Annotated in this window: 17 protein-coding genes; 12 read left to right on the plus strand and 5 right to left on the minus strand. The window is 31.8% G+C overall.

Translation table 11 applies throughout. The features are described 5' to 3' along the window. Positions 1 to 62: 62 nt before the first annotated feature. From GSY47_RS08235 to GSY47_RS08245, 3 genes are all read left to right on the plus strand, one after another. On the plus strand, positions 63 to 731 hold the full coding sequence (locus GSY47_RS08235) for a bifunctional 4-hydroxy-2-oxoglutarate aldolase/2-dehydro-3-deoxy-phosphogluconate aldolase (RefSeq protein ID WP_179005526.1): 669 nt from the start codon (positions 63 to 65) through the stop codon (positions 729 to 731). A 221-nt stretch (positions 732 to 952) separates the two neighbouring features. After that, positions 953 to 2,398: a tagaturonate reductase gene (locus GSY47_RS08240; protein ID WP_179005528.1), complete on the plus strand. Its 1,446-nt coding sequence runs from the start codon at positions 953 to 955 to the stop codon at positions 2,396 to 2,398. A gap of 41 nt (positions 2,399 to 2,439) precedes the next feature. Continuing rightward, positions 2,440 to 4,062 carry a UxaA family hydrolase gene (locus GSY47_RS08245; protein WP_179005530.1) on the plus strand — a complete coding sequence of 541 codons (1,623 nt, stop codon included), beginning with the start codon at positions 2,440 to 2,442 and terminating at the stop codon, positions 4,060 to 4,062. 253 nt (positions 4,063 to 4,315) lie between these two features. On the opposite strand, the gene GSY47_RS08250 is transcribed toward GSY47_RS08245, so the two are convergent. Continuing rightward, the gene (locus GSY47_RS08250; protein WP_179005532.1) at positions 4,316 to 5,344 is read right to left on the minus strand and encodes a LacI family DNA-binding transcriptional regulator; all 1,029 of its coding nucleotides are present in this window, start codon (positions 5,342 to 5,344) and stop codon (positions 4,316 to 4,318) included. 289 nt (positions 5,345 to 5,633) lie between these two features. On the opposite strand from GSY47_RS08250, the gene GSY47_RS08255 reads away from it, so the two are divergent. The 9 genes from GSY47_RS08255 (at position 5,634) to GSY47_RS08295 (ending at position 18,255) form a co-directional block, all read left to right on the plus strand. Continuing rightward, positions 5,634 to 7,070, plus strand: a complete 1,437-nt coding sequence (locus GSY47_RS08255; RefSeq protein WP_179005534.1) for a glycoside hydrolase family 28 protein — start codon at positions 5,634 to 5,636, stop codon at positions 7,068 to 7,070. A gap of 122 nt (positions 7,071 to 7,192) precedes the next feature. Then, entirely contained in the window at positions 7,193 to 8,131 is a 939-nt protein-coding gene (locus tag GSY47_RS08260) for an alpha/beta hydrolase family protein (protein ID WP_179005536.1), read from the plus strand. A 31-nt stretch (positions 8,132 to 8,162) separates the two neighbouring features. After that, the gene (locus tag GSY47_RS08265; RefSeq protein ID WP_179005539.1) at positions 8,163 to 9,383 is read left to right on the plus strand and encodes a glycoside hydrolase family 88/105 protein; all 1,221 of its coding nucleotides are present in this window, start codon (positions 8,163 to 8,165) and stop codon (positions 9,381 to 9,383) included. A gap of 22 nt (positions 9,384 to 9,405) precedes the next feature. Continuing rightward, positions 9,406 to 10,629 carry a glycoside hydrolase family 88/105 protein gene (locus GSY47_RS08270; protein WP_179005541.1) on the plus strand — a complete coding sequence of 408 codons (1,224 nt, stop codon included), beginning with the start codon at positions 9,406 to 9,408 and terminating at the stop codon, positions 10,627 to 10,629. An 86-nt stretch (positions 10,630 to 10,715) separates the two neighbouring features. Continuing rightward, positions 10,716 to 12,305 carry a glycoside hydrolase family 43 protein gene (locus GSY47_RS08275; RefSeq protein ID WP_179005543.1) on the plus strand — a complete coding sequence of 530 codons (1,590 nt, stop codon included), beginning with the start codon at positions 10,716 to 10,718 and terminating at the stop codon, positions 12,303 to 12,305. 7 nt (positions 12,306 to 12,312) lie between these two features. Further along, on the plus strand, positions 12,313 to 14,313 hold the full coding sequence (gene pelA, locus GSY47_RS08280; RefSeq protein ID WP_179005545.1) for a pectate lyase: 2,001 nt from the start codon (positions 12,313 to 12,315) through the stop codon (positions 14,311 to 14,313). Positions 14,314 to 14,382: 69 nt separating this feature from the next. Next, positions 14,383 to 15,738, plus strand: coding sequence for a glycoside hydrolase family 28 protein (locus GSY47_RS08285; protein ID WP_179005547.1), 1,356 nt, complete (start codon positions 14,383 to 14,385; stop codon positions 15,736 to 15,738). 227 nt (positions 15,739 to 15,965) lie between these two features. Further along, entirely contained in the window at positions 15,966 to 16,709 is a 744-nt protein-coding gene (locus GSY47_RS08290; protein ID WP_179005550.1) for a rhamnogalacturonan acetylesterase, read from the plus strand. 406 nt (positions 16,710 to 17,115) lie between these two features. Beyond that, positions 17,116 to 18,255, plus strand: a complete 1,140-nt coding sequence (locus tag GSY47_RS08295; RefSeq protein ID WP_179005552.1) for a hypothetical protein — start codon at positions 17,116 to 17,118, stop codon at positions 18,253 to 18,255. A gap of 183 nt (positions 18,256 to 18,438) precedes the next feature. Here GSY47_RS08295 and GSY47_RS08300 read toward each other — a convergent pair whose 3' ends face one another. The 4 genes from GSY47_RS08300 to GSY47_RS08315 all read right to left on the minus strand — a co-directional run bounded on the left by GSY47_RS08300 (position 18,439) and on the right by GSY47_RS08315 (position 23,202). After that, a complete protein-coding gene (locus tag GSY47_RS08300) occupies positions 18,439 to 19,449 on the minus strand; it encodes a helix-turn-helix domain-containing protein (protein WP_179005554.1) in 1,011 nt (336 codons plus the stop codon). Positions 19,450 to 19,488: 39 nt separating this feature from the next. Further along, positions 19,489 to 20,469 (minus strand): helix-turn-helix domain-containing protein, encoded by a 981-nt coding sequence (locus GSY47_RS08305; RefSeq protein ID WP_219071232.1) that lies wholly within the window; start codon positions 20,467 to 20,469, stop codon positions 19,489 to 19,491. A 305-nt stretch (positions 20,470 to 20,774) separates the two neighbouring features. Next, positions 20,775 to 22,103, minus strand: a complete 1,329-nt coding sequence (locus GSY47_RS08310) for a sigma-54-dependent transcriptional regulator (RefSeq protein WP_179005558.1) — start codon at positions 22,101 to 22,103, stop codon at positions 20,775 to 20,777. 7 nt (positions 22,104 to 22,110) lie between these two features. Further along, entirely contained in the window at positions 22,111 to 23,202 is a 1,092-nt protein-coding gene (locus GSY47_RS08315; protein WP_179005560.1) for a sensor histidine kinase, read from the minus strand. Positions 23,203 to 23,365 lie beyond the last annotated feature (163 nt).

The following is a 23,365-nucleotide window of genomic DNA, read 5'->3' on the forward strand; positions in this document are numbered from 1 at the left end:
AGTTGAAAATATGATTGATGGTGATGGTTCTGCATTAGTATCAAGATAATTTTAAAATAAAAATGGCAAAATATTCAAGAATTGAAGTGGCTCAGACTATGAAAGAGAACGGTATGGTTCCGTTATTTTTTCATTCTGATATCGAATTGAGTAAAAAAGTATTGAAAGCATGCTACGACGGCGGTTCCCGATTGATGGAATTTACCAGCAGAGGCGACTTCGCACATGAAGTTTTTGGAGCTTTAAACAAATATGCTTTGGCAGAACTTCCGGGAATGATTTTGGGAGTAGGTTCTATTACAGATGCGGCTTCGGCTTCTTTGTACATGAGTTTAGGAGCAAATTTTATTGTAACACCAGTATTTAGAGAAGATATAGCTATAGCTTGTAATCGCAGAAAAGTGCTTTGGTCGCCAGGCTGCGGTACTTTGACAGAAATTGCAAAAGCAGAAGAATTAGGTTGCGAAATTGTAAAATTATTTCCAGCTGATACTTACGGGCCAGAGTTTATTAAAGCGATAAAAGGTCCGTGCCCTTGGACAAATATTATGCCTACAGGCGGTGTTTATCCAACAGTGGAAAGTTTGAGTTCGTGGCTGAATGCAGGAGCAACTTGTGTAGGCTTAGGCTCACAATTAATTTCAAAAGATATATTAGAAAAGAAAGACTTCGACGGATTGACTGCAAAAGTTAAAGAGGTTCTTGATATTATAAAAGATATTAGAAAATAAGATTAAGGGGTAATCATGCCAACTCCTTATTTTATAAGTTTTTTTTAGATTTTTAGAGATTGTAATTGAACATTACGCTTGAAAAATTTAGCTAGCCATTCCTCACAGCCGGCTTTATTTTATTCAATCGGGTGTAATGTTTCTTTTACAATTTAAAAGGCAGAAATGATGAAGTAAGGATTATAAATGGTTATTTGAAACAACTAACTAAGAAAATCAAAATGAAAAAATTAAATAGAATAAATACTGGATTAGAAAAGTTACAGCCAATTAAGGTAGTTCAGTTTGGAGAAGGTAACTTTTTAAGAGCTTTTGTTGATTATGCTTTTGACAAACTGAATAAAGAAGTTGATTTTAATGCCGGTATTGCAGTAGTGCAGCCTTTGAAAGACGGTATGGTAAACATGATTAATGATCAGGACGGTCTTTATACCTTGTTTATGAACGGAATTAAAAAGGGTGAAAAGATACAAGACATTGTATTGATTAATAATATTGTAAAAACGATAAACCCATATACTGAATTTGCAAATTATTTGGCTTTAGCCAAAGAAGAAGAACTTCAGTTTATCGTTTCTAATACTACAGAAGCTGGAATTGAATTTATTGAAAGTGATACTCCGGACATGCAACCACCGGTATCATTTCCTGCAAAATTGACGGTTTTATTATATGAAAGATTTAAACATTTTAATGGAGATGCTTCTAAAGGAGTTACAGTAATTCCTTGTGAATTAATTGATTATAATTCTGAAACCCTTAAAAAATATATTTTGCAATATGTTGATTTATGGAAATTAGAAGATGCATTTAAAACTTGGGTATCAGATGCTTGTACCTATCATAGTACTTTGGTTGACAGAATTGTTCCGGGGTATCCAAGAGCTGAAATCGAAGAATACAATAATAAATTAGATTATGAGGATAATTTAATTGTTGCAGCTGAACCTTTTTTCCTTTGGGCTATTGAAGGTGGAGATGATTTAAAAGCAAAATTGCCTTTTCACAAAACAGATTTGAATGTAAAAATCGTTGACGATATACGTCCTTTTAAAATGATTAAAGTTCGTATTTTAAACGGTGCGCATACGGCAATGGTTCCTTTTTCACTTTTGCATGGTAATAAATTAGTAATGGAAACTGTTAACGGAGATTTTACTGGAAAATTTGTAAACAGTGTTATTAGTGAAATTAGTGAAACTCTTGATATGGACAAAAATGAAATTACGGCCTATTCTGAGGAAGTAATGGACCGATTTAAAAATCCATTTATCAAACATGCACTTTCTGATATTGCATTAAATTCTGTGTCGAAATTCAAAGTAAGAGTTTTGCCTAGTTTATTAGGATATTATAAGGCTAACAAAAAATTGCCTGTTAATTTGACTTTTTCATTAGCGAGTTTAATTCGTTTCTACAAAGGAACTTGGAATGGGCAAAATTTACCGGTTAAAGATGGTGAAGATATCGTTTTGTTTTTTGAAGGTTTATGGAAATCAGATGATTATGAGAAAATCGCTCGTTTAACATTACAAAACAAAAGTTTCTGGGATGAAGATTTGACTGAAATTCCTGGATTAACAAGAGCAATTACAATTGCATTAGAAGAAATAGATTCAAACGGAATTGAAGCAGGTTTTGCTAAGTTTCAGGAAAGAATAAAATAAAAAAAAAAACACAAGAAAAAAACAAAGAACAAAGGTTAATTATGGCAACGCAGAAAAAATTAATAAAAGTAAACCCAACCGATAATGTTGCGGTTGCTTTGGTGGATCTTACTGCAGGCGAAGTGATTGATTTTGAAGGACAATCAATTACCGTAGAGTCTGACGTAAAAATGAAACATAAGATTGCAATGGTTCCTTTTAATGTAGGAGACAGAATCATTATGTACGGTGTTTTGGTTGGAAAGGCAAGCGCTAGAATCGAAAAAGGCGGTTTGCTTTCTACAGCAAACGTAAAACACGAAAGTGATAAAGTTACTGGTAAAACGGAAACTATTGGCTGGACGGCTCCAAATATCGATAAATGGAAGGATAGAACGTGGCAGGGCTATCATAGAGAAGATGGTCAGGTTGGAACAGAAAATGTTTGGTTGTTTTTTCCATTGGTTTTCTGTGAAAACAGAAACATCGAAATCTTAAAAGATATTTTTGAAAAAGAATTAATGAAACCGAAAGAGAACGATTATCAGTTATTGTTGCGTTCTTTGGTGAAATCAGAAACGGGTGGAGCAGGAAATCAAGAAGCTTCAAACGATGCGAATTTATTCAATAATATTCAAGTAAAATTCATTACACACCAAGGAGGTTGTGGTGGAATTCGTCAAGATTCTCATAGTTTGGCTAAGCTTTTGGCGGGTTATGTAAATAATCCAAACGTAGCTGGAGCAACGGTATTGAGTTTAGGATGTCAGAATCTTCAGATTTCAATTTTCAAAGAAGCTTTAGATGCAATTAATCCAAATAGTAAAAAGCCTGTTTTGATCTACGATCAGCAGTCTATCGGAACAATTGAAACCATGTTGAGCAGTGTGGTAAAAGACACTTTTGAAGCGATTAAAAAAGCAAACGAAATAAAAAGAGAACCAGCTCCATTATCTAAACTAAGAATTGGTTTAGAGTGTGGTGGATCTGATGGATTCTCTGGAATTTCTGCAAACCCAACATTGGGAGTGTTATCTGATCATTTAGTGGCTTTGGGAGGAACTACAATTCTTTCTGAATTCCCTGAATTATGTGGAGTAGAACAGGAATTAGTAAATCGTTGTATAGATGATAAGGATGGAAAACGTTTCTTAGATTTGATGAAATGGTACGAAAAAACAGTTGTTGATGCAGGTTCAGGATTCGATATGAATCCTTCTCCAGGTAACATTAAAGACGGTTTGATTACAGATGCTATGAAATCGGCTGGTGCTGCTAAAAAAGGAGGGACATCGCCAATTACAGGTGTTTACGATTATGGAGAATATATTAATGAACCAGGCTTTACATTGTTGTGTACGCCAGGTAATGACGTAGAATGTACAACTGCAATGGTAGGTTCCGGAGCAAATATGGTATTGTTTACAACAGGTTTAGGAACTCCAACAGGAAACCCAATCGCGCCAGTTGTGAAGATTTCATCAAACACACAATTAGCAAACAAAATGTCTGATATTATTGATATTGATACTGGTGGAATTATCACTGGAGAAAAATCAATTGATGAAATGGCAGACGAAATGCTTGAGTTTATTATTGATATTGCCAGCGGTAACATTAAGACAAAAGCAGCTATTTTAAATCAAAACGATTTTATTCCTTGGAAAAGAGGAGTATCGCTTTAGTTTTTTAGGCTCAAAGTTACAGAGTTACAAAGAGACAAAGGTTTATATGTAGAGGCGCACAGTAGTGCGTCTCTTTTTTTATAGAGAGTGCTCCAGCGGAGCAAAATATTTATAGAATTGCGATAAGACAGACAAACAAAAGTTCCGTAGGAGCGACATATTTTTCTGCAACCTAAATATTTTGCTCCGCTGGAGCTTCCATAAAAAAAGCCCATTCTAAAATGAGCTTATATAACTTATATGGTAAAAAAAATTAAAAGTTGGTTTTAGCAGAAGACTTACGAATGTGTAATTCGGGTGCTAAAACGACCTTTTTTTCGATTTTTATAGTATCTGTTTTGTCTACTTGTTCTAAGAAAACACGGGCAGACATTTTCCCCATTTCTAATGGTGACTGATCTACAGAAGTGATTGATAATTCCATGAACTTCGTAAACGGTTCGTTACTGAATCCAGCAACACAAAATTCGTTCGGGATACTGATATTTCGCTCTTTAAGTTCTTGAATTGCGCCTAATGCAGCAAAATCACTCGAAGAGAAAAGGGCGTCTGGAGGAGTTTCTAGTTGTAAAAGCTTATCCACAGATTCTTTTCCAGCATCAACAGCACTTTTGGTATAGATTACGTATTCTTCTTTAAATTCAATTCCATTGTCTAGTAAAGCTTGTTTATAGCCTAAAAACCTGTTTTTAAAGATATCTAATGATTGATCACCAGAAAAATGTGCAATATTTCTACAGCCTTCATCGATTAAGTGTTTAGTGGCTAGATAACCGCCTTTAAAGTCGTTAATGGTAACAGAACTAACGCCGTCAATATGTTTGCTTCTATCGAAAAATATCAGCGGTACATTTTTTTCTAATACATTTCTGAAAGCGCTGTCATTTTCATTAGAAACACCAGTAACTGACATCATGATGCCATCTACTTGTGCGTCTACAAGAGTATGAAGATTTTCATTCTCTCTTTTAATGCTTTCGTGTGTTTGACATATGATGACTTGATATCCGTGTGGATAAAGTTCTTCCTCGATTCCTCTAATAACAGAGGCGAAAAAGTTGCTGTCAATACGTGGTACAATAACACCGATATTATTACTTCGACCGCTCTTTAAAGCCAGTGCTAATTTATTTTGCTTATAATTCATCGCTGCGGCAGTTTTGATAACCAGTTCGCGAGTAGCCTCCTTAATTTTAGGATTATTGTTTAATGCTCTCGAAACCGTTGCAGCAGTGATATTTAGTTTTTCAGCAATATCATAAATAGTTACTTTTTCACTCATTCAAAAAAAAAGTTTATCGGTTTATTTTAGACAAAAGTACATTTTTTTTCATTATGTAATAAAAATTGTTATCGATTACCATAATCAAAAACTCAAACGATTTAGGTTCTACAATGGTAATAAATTATCTAAATTTTTGCATTAAATGTAATAATTTTTTCTAATAAAAATTAAATATATAATTTTTTTCTAAATTAATTTGGTCTCTTAGAACAATTTTTCTACTTTCGTGTAATCGATTACATAATTTTACAACGTTTTCGCTAAAAAACAGGAAAATACTGCGCAAATGATTACAAATAAGAGTATAACATTAAACGGGATGCTAGTTTTAACCTTTTTGGGGTTATTAGTGGTGTCGTGTGCGAAACAACCTTCAGCAGCTTCTTTAGAGAATCCATGGAAAAAAATGGATTTAGTGCTGAAAACTATGCCACAGACTCATTTCTCGAATAAAGTGTATAATATAAATGATTTTGGCGCTGTCGCAGATGGTAAAACGTTAAATACAGCAGCATTTGAAAAAGCAATAAAAGAATGTAGCGCAAACGGAGGTGGTCAGGTTTTGGTTCCAAATGGGAAATATTTAACTGGGGCAATTCACTTAGAAAGCAATGTAAATTTGCATTTAGCTGATAAGGCAGAAATCCTTTTTAGTTTAGATCCTAAAGATTATCCAATGGTTCATACTTCTTGGGAAGGAACAGAAGTAATGAATTATTCCCCGCTTATTTATGCTAAAAATAAAACAAATGTAGCCGTTACAGGAAAAGGAACATTAAACGGACAGGCAGACAGTAACAATTGGTGGATTTGGGCCGGCAGTAAAAATTATGGCTGGAAAAAAGGTGTTCCCTCTCAAAATGATCCAACAAATCGCGAGGTTTTAGTAGATATGGCAGAAAAAGGAGTTCCAGTGTCTGAAAGAGTTTTTGGAGAAGGAAGATATCTGCGTCCAAATTTTATTGAGTTTTTTGAATGCAATACTGCATTGATAAAAGATGTGACTATTATAAATTCTCCTTTTTGGATTTTGCATCCAATAAAAACCAATAACATGATTATTGATGGCGTAACTGTAAATAGCCATGGTCCAAATAATGACGGTTGTGATCCTGAGTATTCTCAAAATATTGTAATTAAAAATTGTACATTCAATACAGGAGATGATTGTATCGCTATTAAGTCAGGACGTGATGGAGACGGCAGAAGAGTTGCTATTCCAAGTAAAAATATTATTGTACAAAACTGTAAAATGATTGATGGTCATGGCGGCGTTGTAATAGGAAGCGAAATTTCTGCAGGCGTAAATAATGTTTTTGTTGAAAACTGTGTGATGGACAGTCCGAATTTAGATCGTGCCATTCGTATCAAAACCAATTCAAAAAGAGGTGGCGTTATTGAAAATATTTTTGTTCGAAATCTTGAAGTAGGTACTGTAAAAGAATGTGTTTTAAAATTGAACATGTTTTATAATGTTTACGGATCTCAGACGGGAAATTTCATTCCAACAATAAGAAATGTGAGTTTAGAAAATGTCAATGTGAAAAATGGTGGGAAATACAGCGTTTGGGCAGATGGCTATGCCGAATCACCAGTTGAAAACATCACATTGAAAAATGTAAAAATTCAAAAAGTAGATTCGCTTTACTTATTGAAAAATGTAAAAAATATAAACTTTATAGATACCTATGTTAATGGTAAAAAAGTGGAATCTGTAAAATAAGATTTTCTCAAAATTGGTAATTAGTAATTTGAAGATTTTTTGAGAGTATTGTTTTTTGAAGGAGTTAAAAAGGAGTTTAACTGCTGTTAAGCTCCTTTCTTAACCGAAAAATAAAAATGAAAATGCAGAAATTGAAGTTAATTTTAGTGGTGTTTTTTTATGTTGTTGTGGCACAGAGCCAGCAATATCAGATTGACTCCTCTTATACTATAAAAAGCACTTATGCTAAATTAATTAAGAAACATCCTTTTATTACCATTCCAGAGGTTAAACCAAATCCAGATGTTCAGGAAATGTTTGATTTAATTTATAATAAAGAAAAAGAGAGAGTACTTCATTTTGATGCCTTTGTCAATAAAAAACAGAAAAAAAATCCAGCTGTAATTATGATTCATGGAGGAGGATGGAGATCTGGAAATAAAGATCAAATGCAGTTTATGGGAAAAGAAATTGCGGCAAAAGGATATACCACTTTTTCTATTGAATACAGATTGTCATTGGAAGCAAAATACCCGACTGGAGTTATTGATGTAAAAAATGCTATAAAATTTATCAAAGACAATGCTTCAAAATTTAATGTAGATCCTAAAAAAATAGCCGTTTTAGGTTGTTCAGCTGGAGGACAGATGGCAGCTTTAATTGGGACCACAAACAATAATCCAATTTTCGAAGACAAGAGTTTTAAAAGTAAATCATCATCAAAAGTAAATGCAATCATAGATGTAGATGGAGTTTTGGCAATGAAACACCCAGAATCTACAGAAGGAGAAGTGGCTGCATTTTGGTTAGGCGGTAAATCAAATGAGATTCCTGAAAACTGGAAAAATGCTTCTGCTTTAAGTCATACCGATAAAAATACGCCACCAACATTGTATATCTGCAGTAGTATTCCAAGATTTCATGCGGGAAGAGACGATATGATTAAAATTTTGAATGAATATAAGATTTATAATGAAGTACATACGATTGCAGATTCTCCTCATTCCTTTTGGTTTTATGAACCTTGGTTTGGACAGACAATTTCGTATATTGTAGGATTTTTAGATAAAATTTTTAAGTAATTTAGAATAAAAATCTAAACCAGTAAAAATTATGTGTAAATCTCTACTTACAAAGATTAATCTTAAAACGGCAATTGTCTTATTATTTTTTTTAGGTTTTAAAACAATAGCTCAAAATCAAAATGAATTAGGAAAGACTGCTATTTCTTACGATTTAAAATGGTCGGAGAGAATGGCTCTTACGATCTTAAACAGATATCCACAGGCTTGGCAGCTGGACGGAAATGATAAGCCAAAATGGGATTATAAAATGGGATTTGTATTGTCTGGTTTTGAAAAATTATATCAAAAAACAAACAATCAAAAATACCTTAATTATATCAAAGAGTATGTTGATGAAATGATTGACAGCACTGGAAACATAAAAAAATATGATATAAAAGAATATAATATTGATTATCTAAATCCTGGAAAACTGCTGTTTAATCTATATGATATCACGAAAGATTTACGCTATTTTGAGATAATTGGAAAGTTAAGAACACAATTAGAAACACAGCCTAGAACAGCTAGTGGAGGATTTTGGCACAAACAGATTTACCCAAATCAAATTTGGATTGACGGTTTATATATGGCTGAACCATTTTACACTCAGTTCACTGTTAAATATGAAAAAGGAAAGAGTCTAGACGATATTGCAAAACAATTTGAATTAGCGCAAAATCATCTTGTAGACCAAAAAACAGGTTTAGTTTATCAGGCTTGGGACGAAAGTAAAGAAATTGGCTGGGCTGACAAACAAACAGGAACTTCTCCGACAATTTGGGGAAGAGGAATTGGATGGTATATGGTGGCATTGGTAGAGACATTGGATTATTTCCCAAAGTCACATCCAAAATATAAAGTTCTGGTTGGGTATCTAAATCAGATTGCAAAGAATGTAAATCAGTATAAAAGCGAATCTGGTCTATGGTATCAGGTAGCTGATAAACCAGAAAAGTTTGGAAATTATGTTGAGCCATCGGCTTCCGGTATGATTATTTATGCTCTTGTAAAAGGAGTAAATAAAGGATATTTGGGCGGAAGTTATAAAGTAAAAGCTAAAAAATCTTTTGACAACTTTATAAAAGAGTTTATAAAAGTGGATAAAAAGGGAGAAGTAAATGTTTTAAATGTTTCATCGAACATTGGGTTAGGAGGAAAGCCTTTTCGTGATGGAACAAATGAATATTATCTTACCTCAAAACCTAGAGATAATGGGGCAATAGGTCTTGGAGCCTTTTTCTTAGCTGCAATAGAATTGAATAAATAATAGAATTTAAATATATTTTGAAATGAAAAATAATAGAAAGCACAGTTATTGGATGTCAGTTTTGATGATCTGCGTTATGACGATTACAAGTTGTAAAGTAACTTCTCAGGAGCCAGCAAAAAAAGATATTATAATTGCAAAGAGTGCAAAATGGTCTGATAAAATGGCTTTGACATTAATGAAACGTCATCCAGAATCGTATATGCTTGATGATGCTAAGAAACCAAAGTGGGATTATGTTCATGCTTTAGTGCTGCATTCAATTGAAGAATTGTACAAAAAAAATCCAGATCCTAGATACAAAGCTTATGTAAGAGGTTATGTGGATCAACTGGTACAAGCAGACGGAAGCATCAATACCTATGAGTTTGATAAATTTAATATCGATTTAGTACTTCCAGGACGTTTGCTTTTTGATGTTTATGCTTACTCAAAAGAAGAAAAATACTTAAAAGCATTACAATTAATTCGTAAGCAGATTACAGAACAGCCAAGAACACCAAGCGGTGGATTTTGGCACAAACAAATCTATCCAAATCAAATGTGGTTAGATGGTTTGTATATGGGAGAGCCTTTCTATGCAGAATATACGGCTAAATTTGAAAACGGAAAGAGCTTTGATGATATCGCAAAACAGTTTGAATTGATTCAGCTGAAAGCGACAGACCCAAAAACGGGATTATTGTACCACGGATGGGACGAAAGCAAACAAATGCCTTGGGCAAATAAAGAAACAGGAAATTCACCAAACTTTTGGTCTAGATCTTTAGGCTGGTACGTAATGGCTTTAGTTGATGTTTTAGATTACATGCCGAAAGATCATCCAAAAAGAAAAGAATTGATTCAATATTTAAACAATTCTTCTGAAGCGTTACTTAAATTTCAAGACAAATCTGGTTTATGGTATCAAGTAACAGACAAAGCCGGTGAAAAAGGAAATTATTTAGAAGCCTCTGGTTCGGCTATGTTCTCTTATGCTTTTGCAAAAGGAGCAAACAAAGGATATTTGCCAGCTAAATTTAAAAAAGCGGCCAACAAAGCTTTTGACGGATTAACTACAGTTTTAATCAAAAAAGTAGACGAAGATGGCGGTATCACATTAACAAATTGCTGTCAGGTTGCAGGTTTAGGAGGAACTCCATACCGAGACGGATCTTACGAATATTATGTAAACGAAAAGAAAAAAGACAACGATCCTAAAGCTACTGGTCCTTTTATTTTGGCAGCTTTAGAATTGAATAGATAGTTTTTTAATTGATAATTCAATTGTTAATTATGGACCTAACAGATTTTAAAATTTGTTAGGTCTTTTATAAACTAACTACTTTTAAAATGAAAAATATAAAAATCATCCTTTTACTGCTTTCCATTTTTTTCTTTCAGAAAAGTACAGCGCAAGTCTGGGTGTCTGATAATGGTGACGGAACCTACACAAATCCAATTCTTCATGCTGATTATTCTGATCCTGATGTTATACGTGTAGGCGATGATTATTATATGACAGCTTCTTCATTTAATTGTATTCCAGGTTTACCCATTTTACATTCTAAAGATTTGGTAAACTGGAAACTTGTTGGACATGCATTACTTAAACAGCCACCTTATGAAACTTTTGATAAAGTGCAGCACGGAAATGGGGTTTGGGCACCAAGTATTACTTATCATAAAAATGAATTTTATATTTATTACCCAGATCCTGATTTTGGAATTTATATGATTAAAGCCAAAAAAGCAGAAGGGCCTTGGTCTGAACCTCTTTTAGTAAAAGCAGGAAAAGGACTTATTGATCCAAGTCCACTTTGGGATACCGATGGTAAAAATTATATGACGCATGCTTTTGCAGGAAGCCGAGCACAAATTAAAAGTTTATTGGTTGTTTGTACTATGAATTCAGATGGTACATTTATAAACAATGACGAAGTTATGGTAATTGACGGACATCAAGGAGAAGAAACAATAGAAGGCCCCAAATTTTACAAACGAAATAATTATTACTATATTTTTGCTCCTTCTGGTGGCGTGCCAACAGGCTGGCAAACAGTTTTAAGATCTAAAAATGTTTTTGGACCGTATGAAAAGAAAAAGATTTTGGAACAGGGTTCTACAACTATAAATGGTCCGCATCAAGGTGCTTGGGTAACAACTCAAACAGGAGAAGACTGGTTTTTTCATTTTCAGGATAAAGGAGCTTATGGAAGAATTGTTCATTTACAGCCTATGAAATGGGTAAACGATTGGCCGGTTATGGGAGAGGATTTTGATAAAAACGGAATCGGCGAACCTGTTACTACTCATAAGAAACCCAATGTTGGTAAAAAATATCCAATAGAAGTACCTGAAACTTCAGATGAATTTAACGAACCTAAATTAGGACTGCAATGGCAATGGCAGGCAAACAAACAAATTAATTTTGGATTTCCAACAAGTTTAGGTTATCTGAATTTGTTTTGCAACACTACAACGAAGAACATTTTTAATGCTCCAAATTTACTATTGCAAAAATTCCCAGCAGAAGAATTTACAGTAACAACAAAGCTGACTTTTAATTCGAGATTAAATGGGGAATCAACGGGTTTAATTATTATGGGATTAGATTACAGTGCACTCAGTTTTAAAAGTGATAACGGAAAATTATATCTGAATCAGAAAACAGGAACTTTTGCAAACACAATTTCAGAAACAGAAACAAAACCAGTATTAATAGAAAACAATACCATTTATTTGAGAGTAAAAATCAAGAAAGGTGCTATCTGTAACTTCTTCTATAGTTTAGATGATAAAAATTATCAGCCAATAGGAACTGAATTTAGAGCAAGAGAAGGAAAATGGATTGGGGCTAAAGTGGGACTTTTTGCCTTAGGTGAAGAAGTGAAAAATGATTCTGGAAATGTAGCCGTAGATTGGTTTAGAGTAACGAATTAAAAACGAAATGATGAAGTTTAAAAAACAAATAATTCTTTTTTTATGTTTTTGCAGTTTTGCTGTAAAATCTCAGAATACTTATAAAAGATGGCCAGAAATTATTCGTAAAAACGAAGTAGTTTGGTTTGGATCAGATGAAGCGAAAAGAATTGCAGAAAATGTTTTACTGTACCAAAGAGATATTGGAGGCTGGCCCAAAAATATTCAAATGCAGGAGGAACTGACTGAAAAACAGAAAAAAGATTTAATTGCATTAAAAAAAACAGCTGTTGAGACAACAACAGACAATGGAGCAACTTGTCAGGAAATGCTTTTCATGTCCAAAATGTATGCTCAGATAAAAGATGAACGTTATAAAGAGTCTTTTCTAAAAGGATTGAATTATTTGTTGGAAGCGCAATATCCAAATGGCGGATGGCCACAGTTTTATCCGTTAAAAAAAGGATATTATACACATATCACTTACAATGATGATTCGATGGTTAATATTATGAATGTAATAAAAGCCGTCGCAGACGAAACAGATTATTACAGCATAAAGCCATCAAAAGAAATAGTTGATAAATGTAAAAAATCATTTGATAAAGGGATCGATTGTGTCTTAAAAACACAATACAAACAAAATGGTGTATTAACAGCATGGTGTGCGCAACACGATGAAACTACACTTGCTCCAGCAAATGCAAGAGCTTTTGAATTGGCTTCATTAAGCGGTTCAGAATCGGCAAAAATTGTATTGCTGTTAATGTCAATAGACAAACCTTCAAGAGAAATTGTGACCGCAGTAAAAAGTGCTGTCGAATGGTTTGAAAAAACAAAAATCACCAATTTAGAAGAAAAGAGAGTTTTAAACGACGCAGGAAAAATTATAGATAAAAAAATGATTCCAGTCGTAAATGGAGGCCCAATATGGGCCCGATTTATGGATTTGGAAACGAATGAACCTTTCTTTTGTGATCGTGACGGAATAAAAAAGAAATCAATAGATCAAATTGGATCAGAACGCAGAAATGGTTATTCATGGTACTCAGATGCTCCAAAAGAAGTTTTAAAACGATTTCCAGACTGGGCTGTTAAAAACGGAACCAAAGTAGGCGCTGCGGAGAAAAAAAATGTAAACTATATTACAGTGGCACAAGATGGTTCAGGCGATTATACTAAAATTCAAGATGCCGTTTATGCAACTCCAGCTTTTCCTTATGAAAAAGTCACCATTTATGTGAAAAATGGAATTTATAATGAAAAAGTCCGTATTCCAGAATGGAACAACAATGTAATCCTAAAAGGAGAAAGTAAAGAAAATACCATTATTACCTTTGATGATAATTTTTCAAAAATAGCGTTAGGGAGAAACAGTACATTTTATACTTCTACACTTTTAGTTGAAGGTGATGATTTTACAGCATCTAATTTAACTATTAAAAATGCCTCAGGAGAACGTGGACAGGCAATTGCATTATCTGTTATTGGAAATCGTGCTAAAATTATAAACTGTAATCTTTTAGGAAATCAAGATACTTTATATTTATCTGGAAAAGAAGCAAAACAATATTTCAAGGATTGTTATATAGAAGGAACAACAGATTTTATTTTTGGAGGCGCAACAGCCTTATTTGAAAACTGCATCATACACAGTATTAAAAGTTCTTATATAACTGCGGCTTCAACTCCAGCAGGAACAGCTTTTGGTTTTGTTTTTAAAAACTGTAAACTAACAGCAAACCCAGATGCTAAAGATGTTTATTTAGGCAGGCCTTGGCGTATTTATGCCAAAACGGTTTTCATAAACTGCGAAATGGGGAATCAAATTAAACCTGAAGGTTGGGAAAACTGGTCTAAGCCAGAAGCCGAAAAAAATAGCTTTTACGCAGAATACAATTGTACAGGAGAAGGTTTTCAACCATCTAAAAGAGTGAAATGGTCACACCAGCTTTCAAAAAAAGAAGCAGGACAATATTCTATAAATAATATTTTGAAGGATAAAATTGCAAATTGGTATTTAAATTAGATTACTTCTTACAGTCTCGGTTTTCAGTACAGACTGCGACTGAAAACTGCGACTGAAAACTAAAAAAACATGAATATTAAATATTTATTTCTATTACTCCTTTCTTGGGTATCGTTTTCACAAAACAGCGATTTCCCATCTGCTAAGGTAGATGCTATAGTCAACAGAATTAAGTTGCCTGTATTTCCTTCCTATCAGGTAAATGTGATAAAACTTGGTGCAAAGGGGGATTCCATTACTGATAACAAAAAGGTTTTTGACAAAGCAATGGCCTTATGCAAAAAGAATAATGGAGGAACGATAATAGTTCCGAAAGGAATTTATAAAATCAACGGCCCGATTCATTTTGTGAGTAATGTTAATTTGAAAATGGAGAAAGGAGCCAAAATCAAATTCAGCGACAATCCAAAAGATTATCTGCCATTGGTTTTAACAAGCTGGGAAGGTACAATGTTGTATAATTATAGTCCACTAATTTATGCTAATAATTGTAGTAACATTGCCATTACTGGAGAAGGAACAATTGATGGAGAAGGAGGAAAAACATGGAAAACATTTAAAGCAAAAGAAGGAGAAGGTAAAAATCTTAGCCGTGAAATGAATCATGCTAATGCTCCAATTGAAAGCAGAAAATTTGGAGAAGGCTATTTTTTGAGACCGCAGATGATTCAGTTTTTAAATTGCAAGAATGTTTTGGTCGAAAATATTAGAATTGAAAATTCGCCATTTTGGTGCCTTCATTTATTAAAATCTCAAAGCATCACAATTCGTGGCATCAGCTATAAATCGTTGAATCATAATAATGACGGAATAGATCCTGAATATGCAAAAGACGTTTTAATAGAAAATGTCAACTTTGATAACGGAGACGATAATGTAGCCATAAAAGCAGGAAGAGATCATGAAGGACGAGCCAATACAGCAACGCCAAGCGAAAATATTGTAATAAGAAATTGCAATTTCAAAGGACTTCATGGAGTCGTAATTGGCAGTGAAATGTCGGCTGGAGTTCAAAATGTTTTTGTAGAAAATTGTAAAACAGCAGGTTATTTAAAAAGAGGAATTTATCTAAAAACAAACGCTGATCGCGGAGGATATATTAAAAATATATTTGTTCACAATATTCAATTAGACCAAGTAGAAGACTGTTTGTATATCACATCAAATTATCATGGAGAAGGGAATGGCTATCAATCGGATATATCTAATGTGCATTTTTCAAATATCAGCTGCAATAAAGCTTCTGAATCTGGAATTGTTATACAAGGATTTGCAGACAAAAAGATACAAAATATATCATTGAAAAATATCGAGATTAAAGAAGCGAAAAATGCATTATCAAATGAAAACGCAGAAAATGTTTTAATGACAGATATTTTTATAGGACAAAGAGCAACAGTGCCTACAGCAGTTTCAAAGAATTGATTTTTAACCCCAAAGCAAACAAAGAAAATACAAAGTTCGCAAAGCTTTAGATAATTTTCTCTGAGTTTAAATTAAATAAAGGCACAAAGTAATAAGGTTTCTTTTGTAGAGAAGCACCAGAGTGCTTCCACACAATGAATATCGATAAAGTTTTACGAAAAATAAAACTTTGCGTCCTTTGTGGTTAGACCACGAACAACAACAATAAACCAAAAACAACAAACAAAATGAAAAAATACATTCTCTTAGCATTTCTAATAACATCATTAAGCTTTGCCCAAAAAACATCCCTGTATTGTATTGGAGATTCTACAATGGCCAATAAAAAAGATCCAGATCGTAACCCAGAACATGGCTGGGCACAAGTGTTGCAATCTTTTTTTAAAGATGATATCGTAGTGGTAAATAAAGCAGTAAACGGAAGAAGTACCAAAAGTTTTATCAACGAAAAACGTTGGGATTCGATTTATAATAAACTTAAAAAAGGAGATTATGTTTTTATTGAATTCGGACATAATGATGCCAAAATAGAAGACTCTTTACGCTATACAAATCCGCATACAGCATATAGGCACAATTTAATCCGTTTTGTAAAAGAGAGTAGGGAAAAAGGAGCAATTCCGATACTATTAAGTTCTATTGCGAGACGCAATTTTAATGAGAAAGGAGTATTAGTGCCAACACATGGCGATTATCCTTTAGAAACTCGTTTAGTTGCCCAAGAGTATAAAGTCCCTTTTATTGATTTGGAGTATTATACAGAATTACTGGAACAGTCCTATGGACCAGAAAAATCGAAACAGCTTCACCTTCATTTCAAGGCAGGAGAAAATGCCTATTATGATAAAGACAAAGCAGATGATACACATCTTTCATTATTAGGTGCTACAAAAATTGCTCAGATTGTAATTAATCAAATAAAAGAAATAGATGATGCATTACTAGTTAAACTTAAAAAAGGAATTAAATAGAGGTGCATTTAACTTGTAAATTGAAGTGTATACTAACTTTGAAAGGTTGTTAGCAGATTTTTAGAAACCCGTGGTTAATCGAACAAAAAAATCCTTCTTAATATATTGTAAAATACTCAAAATTTATAACTTATGATATAAAACCTTATTCTGATATAATTATAACTTTTGATAGATAATTAAATTTTACCACTAGTGTAGTTTTATAGTGTTCTTTTTTTGGAAAAAAGATGATTTATTGCAAGCTTAAAAAGATTAGTATTAGCATTGTTGAATAAATTATATAAAAAGGGTTGTTACTAAATTTTACTCTAATTGGTTATCTAGAAAAAGAACTTTGAAATAATTAATAAAAACAATTATTTGAAAAAGTTTCTAGGAAAAAGTTAGATTAAAAAAAAAGAATATGGGAGTAGTATACGGAATAGATATATATCATAAAAACTATTCAGAGGATCCAAATTATTATTCAGATTACGAGGTCTTTTCTCTTAAACAATTAGAGGAAGTATTAGAAAAAGCCATTAAAACTACCAGTTATCAATTAAAAAGAATTAATAGGCAAAGACTTTTATTACAATATTTCTCTGTAAACCAGAAAGAAAATAAAATAGTAAAAGGAGATGAACAGTTTACAATTGAAAACGATTTTTCAAAAAATAAGACTATACTCAAAGCACTAAAATTAACCCCTCGATTATATAATTTAATAATAAAATTATCTCAAACAAATAGAATAAAGGTTAAAGACAACGAGATTATACCTATTTATACCCTTGAAACAATATCGCAATACAAAGGAAAGGGAAATTATTGGCTTGCCTATAATAGAGATTCTAATGGAGTAAAAGACGATGCAATACAAATCGCAAAAAACTTTATAAATTATAATGAGTTCTGGGAATTTACGGTTTTTATTGAAAATTTTGGATGTTTATATTTTAACAACCATACTGATGAACCTATTGATGGTTTTTACAATATTGTAATTAAATTAGTTTCGACAGGAGAAGAAAATAACAATCATGTCACATTAGAAGAAAGTGAAAATCTTTTAGACAAGTTTTTTTATAATATATTAGGAAAAAAAATTAATAAGGTTTCAATACTTTTTCAACCAGTATATAAATCCTATGAGAATGTAAAAATTAAAATTGAAGGAAAACTTGATATTGAAAAATTAGTTAAAACATATCTTGAAATTAATATAGATCAAAACAAAAAACTTAAAAGTTATGATGTAAAGCTTTTAACGAATTATAGTATTAGTGTATGTGATTTTTATAAAAAAGAGGAAGAAGACCTTGGTAGTTTAGAAATCAATGAAGCAGGACTTCAGAAAGGGCTAATTTATAACAAAATATATAATAAAGGTGTGTTTAACTTTTTATGCACTGTAATAACGACTAATTTTTGTCCCTGTTCGCCTGGTGGTGTAAATAATAAAGAAGAAAAGATTATATATTATAAACAGGCAAAGGACAAAGAAATTCTTCAAAAATTATATAGTCCATTTGTTACTAATTTGATTTTTAAAAAAGTATAAATTACTTTAATTATCTAAAGAAAATACTTTTAGAATTTGTAATAAATCAAGATAATAATTTAAAATGAAAATATATTTTTGGAAAATTATCTAAGTTGCTTGATGCATAATTAAACGCAATGGCGATTTACAAAGATATCTTTTTCGGTCTTATTATTTTAAGAAAATCGGATCTTAAAAATATCAGTGTTGATTTTTTAATATGCTTTTTTTAATAAAATCATCCATTGGTTTATGTTTGAATAATTCAAAGTATTTAGATGAAAAATAACTTAATTTACTATAGCTTAATTCATACATTACTTCTGTAAGTGAATGATATTCGCCACTTTTTAAAAGTTCTTTGGCAAGGTTCATTTTTTCCTGAATGAAGAAATTATTAGGCGTCGTATCTGTATTTTCTTTAAAAGCCATTTTATATTTTGATTCAGACATTCCTGCCATCGAAGCTAGAAATATAACAGAAGGAAAGGGACTGTATAAATTAGAAAGCATGTATTTTTTTGTCTTATTTATAGCATCGCTTTCTGCCTGAGTTAGATTGTTTTTCTTTTTATCGATATCATAAAATTTGCTAAAGAAATTACCAAGAAGTTTTAGTGTAATGCCTTTTAAAAAAGATTCAAAAGATAGATCATGAATTGATTTGGTCTTAAGAGATTGTAATAGCAGTATACTGTTACTATCAATGTTTCCATAGTGATAAAACATTTCCTTGCCAACTCTATCGTTGAGACTGCCTTTATATTCTATTTCAGGGTATTTCGAAATGAAGTCTGCTAGCATTTTTTTGTCAACTAATATCCTCAATGCAAAAGTTCTTTCTTTTAAAGCAGGTTTATAAGAACTTTCAATTTGATTATCAATTATGGCTAAATCTAATTTATCATAGGACCCAATCTCATAATCGTGATTGTTAATCTTAATTAAATTGATGTGTTCACTTAGATCAAAGTGAAAAATATACAACTCGTGATCTGATTTTTGGCGATGTATTTTTAAGGGATTATTTAAAAAAACATCCATAAAAACTACTGATATATTTGGAGTAACTTCAGAAAAATAGCAATGACCATTTCCAATCTTTTTTGGAAAAGTAATTATTTTATCACCTATCATTTTTCCACCAGATTGTTTAGCAAGCTGTGGCATCCACTCAGGAGTTAGACTGTAATAATGCGATATTTTTTTCATAGAATCTATAGTTCTTTAAAAGTGGTATTTGAAACTGTTTTATAATTCTTTGACAAACGCTTTTGGTGACAGCCCAAAATATTCCTTAAATTTCGAAGCGAAATATGAGTTATTTGTAAAATGAAGTTTATCAGCAATTTGGGAGATTGATAATTCTTTGGCTTCAAGGAGCTCTTTGGCGAGTAATAATTTATTTTCGACAAAATATACATTTGGAGTGTTACCTGTAATTTTAGTAAACAAACTTTTAAACTTAGACTCAGACATGTTTGCTTTGTTTGCCAATTGTTTTATACTCGGAAAATGATCTTCCAAATGTGCTGTTAAATACATTTGTATAGAAATAATAGTCGCCAGATCCTGTTGATTAACTGTTTGTATAATGATACGTTTTGTGGCTATTTTTTTTAAATAATTGGCAATAAGCATATGAACGCTTCCTGTAAGGTATAAGTCAAAAATGGGGCCGCCCACTTTTACTTTTCGCAAATCATCAAGAATATGAAGGCTATCATCACTCATTCTGTCAAAACGAACAATTGTATTTAATTTGGGGTTAATGATTTTATCAATATCGGGTAAGAAGATATTATTTTTAATAGCAAAAGATTCAATAATATCTTTTCTAATGAATATGCAAAGAGCAAAAGTCTTGCTGCCCCTTGTTACATGGTAATCTGAAGACAATGCTCCATCAATTACAGATAAATTGTATTGCCATTTAGTGACGTTATACATAAAATCGGGGCCAGAAACGGTAGCATTACCTTCTGTAAGGTTGTAATAGTAGCCAACAAAATTAGGGTTGCTATTTCGCTGTATTAAATGTAATTCCTTTTTATATTCAACATCAATATAGTATGCGATAATTCCTTCATCGCATTTTAAGAAATATCGGGTGCCAGTTTGAATGTCCTCAGGAATTACTATAAAACTTTCCTTTACTTCTCCACCAAATTGGTCAGCCAAATTTTGCACCCAATCTAAATCTGCACTATAAAAATGTTCAATTGTTTTCATAGGAAGTATTATTTATCTATATAAAGTTAGTATTTTTTAATTTACTGTTAAACAGTATGTTAAAATTTTGTTTTTTATTTGGTTGCTTTAATTGAATTCTCAGGATTCTAATTAACATTACTTTTTTAAAAGTAAGATTAGTCTTATTTTGTTGTTTATTTAACTTATTGGAGACAAATGGTATGCCTGAAATTTTTATTTTTGATTATTGGTTGAGAATCAATTGCTTAATTTTTAGTGTTAAAAAAGCAGACAGTATAACAGCTGGGAATTTATACTCTAAATGGGAATAATTCCTCGATTTTTTATTTCATTTTTTGATTTAATGTTTTTCGATCAATTTGTAAAATCTGAGCCGCTTTTGTTTTGTTGTTGTTTACAGATAGTAAAACTTTTACGATTTGTTCTTTTTCATATTCTTTTAAAGATTTGAAAATATCACTCGAACTAGAAATATGATATTTTAAGTGATCTGGAACTTGGGAAAGGCTTATGGTGTCATCACTAAGTATTACCATGCGTTGTATGATGTTTTCTAGTTCTCTTATGTTTCCAGGCCAGTTATATCTTAACAAAACCTCTAAAACTTTTTCATTTACTTTTATATTTGGTTTGTTATACTCGTTGGTATATTTTTCAATAAAGGCATTTATAAGTAGCGGTATATCTTCTTTGCGATCTCTTAAAGCTGCAGTTTTTATATTGATAATATTAATACGATAGTATAGATCCTGTCTAAAAAAACCTTTCGAGATCATTTCTTCAAGATCACAGTTTGTAGCTGATATTACTCTTACATCAATCTTTTCTGGTTTGTTTGAACCAATTCTTAGAATTTCTTTCTCTTGTAAAACTCTAAGAAGTTTTATCTGTACCATTAAAGGTGCATTTCCGATTTCATCTAAAAATATTGTACCGCCATTGGCTGCCTGAAATAAACCAATTCGATTTTCTGATGCCCCTGTAAAAGCTCCTTTTAAATGTCCAAATAATTCAGATTCAATTAAATTTTCTGGGATACCTCCACAGTTTATTGCAATAAATGGTTTATCGGCAAATTTTCCCGTATAGTGTATGGCTCTTGCAATTAATTCTTTTCCAGTGCCGCTTTCTCCTTCAATCAATATATTGGCTTTAGTATCTTTTACACGTTTTATAATTTCAATATTATCTTTAAATTGACTTGAATGGCCAATTATTTTATCATATGAATTTCCATTTTTATTATATTCAAAATGATTAGATTTTTTTTGAGAATGATTAGCTTTTAGAAGCGATCTTACTATTGCCTTATGCATTTCATCACTGGTAAAAGGCTTGGTTAAATACTCTAATGCGCCAGATTTAATAGCATTGACAACAGTATGAACAGATGGGATGCCAGAAACCACAAGTTTTGGTACCAAAGGATAATGTTCTTCTGTATACTTTATTAGTTCAATCCCATTAATATCTGGCATATTGATATCTGTTATTAAAAGATCTATGGTAGATAGTTTTAAAACCTCAATAGCTTCTGTAACTGAAGAAGCTTTATAAGTTCGAAAATTTAAAGCTTTTAATTGTCTTTGAATTAAATCAAGCATATCAGTGTTATCATCGACAATAAGTATGTTTTCTTTTCTAGAGGTCATTTTGTCATTATATTAAAGGTATTTTAATTGTAAAAATGGTTCCAGCAGGAAAATTATCTTGCTGCACAATCTCTCCGTTATGATTTTTAATTATTCCGTGCACAACACTCAAGCCTAAACCACAGCCATAATTAACTGGTTTTGTCGAAAAAAAAGGTTCGAATATTTTTTCTTTAATATCTTCTGGTATACCAGTTCCTTGATCTTCTATTTTTAGAAATAAATTAAAATCATCACTGTCTACTGTAATTTTAATTGTGCTTTTTTCTGGTGAGGCGTAGATAGCATTTATAAGTAAATTGAATAAAACTTGAGTAATTTGAACAGAATCTACTTTTGCAACAATATTATCATTTTTAATAATTAATTCACTTTTAATTCCTTTTTTCTGAAAGTTTGATTTTAAAAAGGATAAAGCAAACAGAATAATTGGTTTTATTTCTTGCAATTCTAATTTCTGAGGCATTTCACAAGAGAAATACATTAGTTTTTTGACTATTTCTCTGGAATAAATAACAGAATTTATTACAATCGAAATATCCGAATCAATATCAGGATTTTTATTATGATCCTTTATTAGCTCTGCAAAACCTAGGATGTTTCCTAATGGTGTATTTAATTCATGCGCAATTCCAGCTGTCATTTCACCAAGAAGCGTTAAGCGTTCCATGCGTTCTAACATTCTTCTTAAAACGGCTTTTCTTTCTAAGGTTTGATATTTTTCAATATAGTTTCCTATTTCTATTGCAATTGTATCTAATAGTTTTTGTTCGTCTTCTTGAAAATCTTTTTCAGAGTATCTTGTAGTCGGATAATGAACCTTAATATGACCAACATCTTCATTCTTAACTTTTATGAGACTTGATTGAAAAACACTATTTTCATTCTGTTCGGATGTTGATAAATGATAATTTGCTACATGAAGTTCTACAATGGCATCTAAGTTAAAATGCCAAGCATTTTTAGCACTCAGTATAATTTCATAAAGAGTTTGAATGTGGATGGATGTGGATTTCGAAATGATCTTAGAAATTTCATATAGACAGGTAAGTTCTTTAATTTTTTCTTTAAGATTTTCCTCTGTTAATTGCAGGTTCATTGTGAGAAAATGTTTATTTTTTTATTTTGAATTTGGCTCAAAAGTAAATAAATATTTTGGAGATAAATTCAAAAGAAAGTTAAAACTTAACTGCTTGATAATAAATGATATATGTTCTTTTGTTTAACCTTATTTTATTGTTTTTATGACTTTTAAGGGTAGT

The organism is Flavobacterium quisquiliarum (assembly GCF_019308285.1).
GTDB classification, from domain to species: Bacteria; Bacteroidota; Bacteroidia; order Flavobacteriales; family Flavobacteriaceae; genus Flavobacterium; species Flavobacterium quisquiliarum.

Coding starts and splice junctions, on each gene's coding strand:
- GSY47_RS08235 (WP_179005526.1), top strand. CDS start 63: ATGGCAAAATATTCAAGAATTGAAGTGGCTCAGACTATGAAAGAGAAC.
- GSY47_RS08240 (WP_179005528.1), top strand. CDS start 953: ATGAAAAAATTAAATAGAATAAATACTGGATTAGAAAAGTTACAGCCA.
- GSY47_RS08245 (WP_179005530.1), top strand. CDS start 2,440: ATGGCAACGCAGAAAAAATTAATAAAAGTAAACCCAACCGATAATGTT.
- GSY47_RS08250 (WP_179005532.1), bottom strand. CDS start 5,344: ATGAGTGAAAAAGTAACTATTTATGATATTGCTGAAAAACTAAATATC.
- GSY47_RS08255 (WP_179005534.1), top strand. CDS start 5,634: ATGATTACAAATAAGAGTATAACATTAAACGGGATGCTAGTTTTAACC.
- GSY47_RS08260 (WP_179005536.1), top strand. CDS start 7,193: ATGCAGAAATTGAAGTTAATTTTAGTGGTGTTTTTTTATGTTGTTGTG.
- GSY47_RS08265 (WP_179005539.1), top strand. CDS start 8,163: ATGTGTAAATCTCTACTTACAAAGATTAATCTTAAAACGGCAATTGTC.
- GSY47_RS08270 (WP_179005541.1), top strand. CDS start 9,406: ATGAAAAATAATAGAAAGCACAGTTATTGGATGTCAGTTTTGATGATC.
- GSY47_RS08275 (WP_179005543.1), top strand. CDS start 10,716: ATGAAAAATATAAAAATCATCCTTTTACTGCTTTCCATTTTTTTCTTT.
- pelA (WP_179005545.1), top strand. CDS start 12,313: ATGATGAAGTTTAAAAAACAAATAATTCTTTTTTTATGTTTTTGCAGT.
- GSY47_RS08285 (WP_179005547.1), top strand. CDS start 14,383: ATGAATATTAAATATTTATTTCTATTACTCCTTTCTTGGGTATCGTTT.
- GSY47_RS08290 (WP_179005550.1), top strand. CDS start 15,966: ATGAAAAAATACATTCTCTTAGCATTTCTAATAACATCATTAAGCTTT.
- GSY47_RS08295 (WP_179005552.1), top strand. CDS start 17,116: ATGGGAGTAGTATACGGAATAGATATATATCATAAAAACTATTCAGAG.
- GSY47_RS08300 (WP_179005554.1), bottom strand. CDS start 19,449: ATGAAAAAAATATCGCATTATTACAGTCTAACTCCTGAGTGGATGCCA.
- GSY47_RS08305 (WP_219071232.1), bottom strand. CDS start 20,469: ATGAAAACAATTGAACATTTTTATAGTGCAGATTTAGATTGGGTGCAA.
- GSY47_RS08310 (WP_179005558.1), bottom strand. CDS start 22,103: ATGACCTCTAGAAAAGAAAACATACTTATTGTCGATGATAACACTGAT.
- GSY47_RS08315 (WP_179005560.1), bottom strand. CDS start 23,202: ATGAACCTGCAATTAACAGAGGAAAATCTTAAAGAAAAAATTAAAGAA.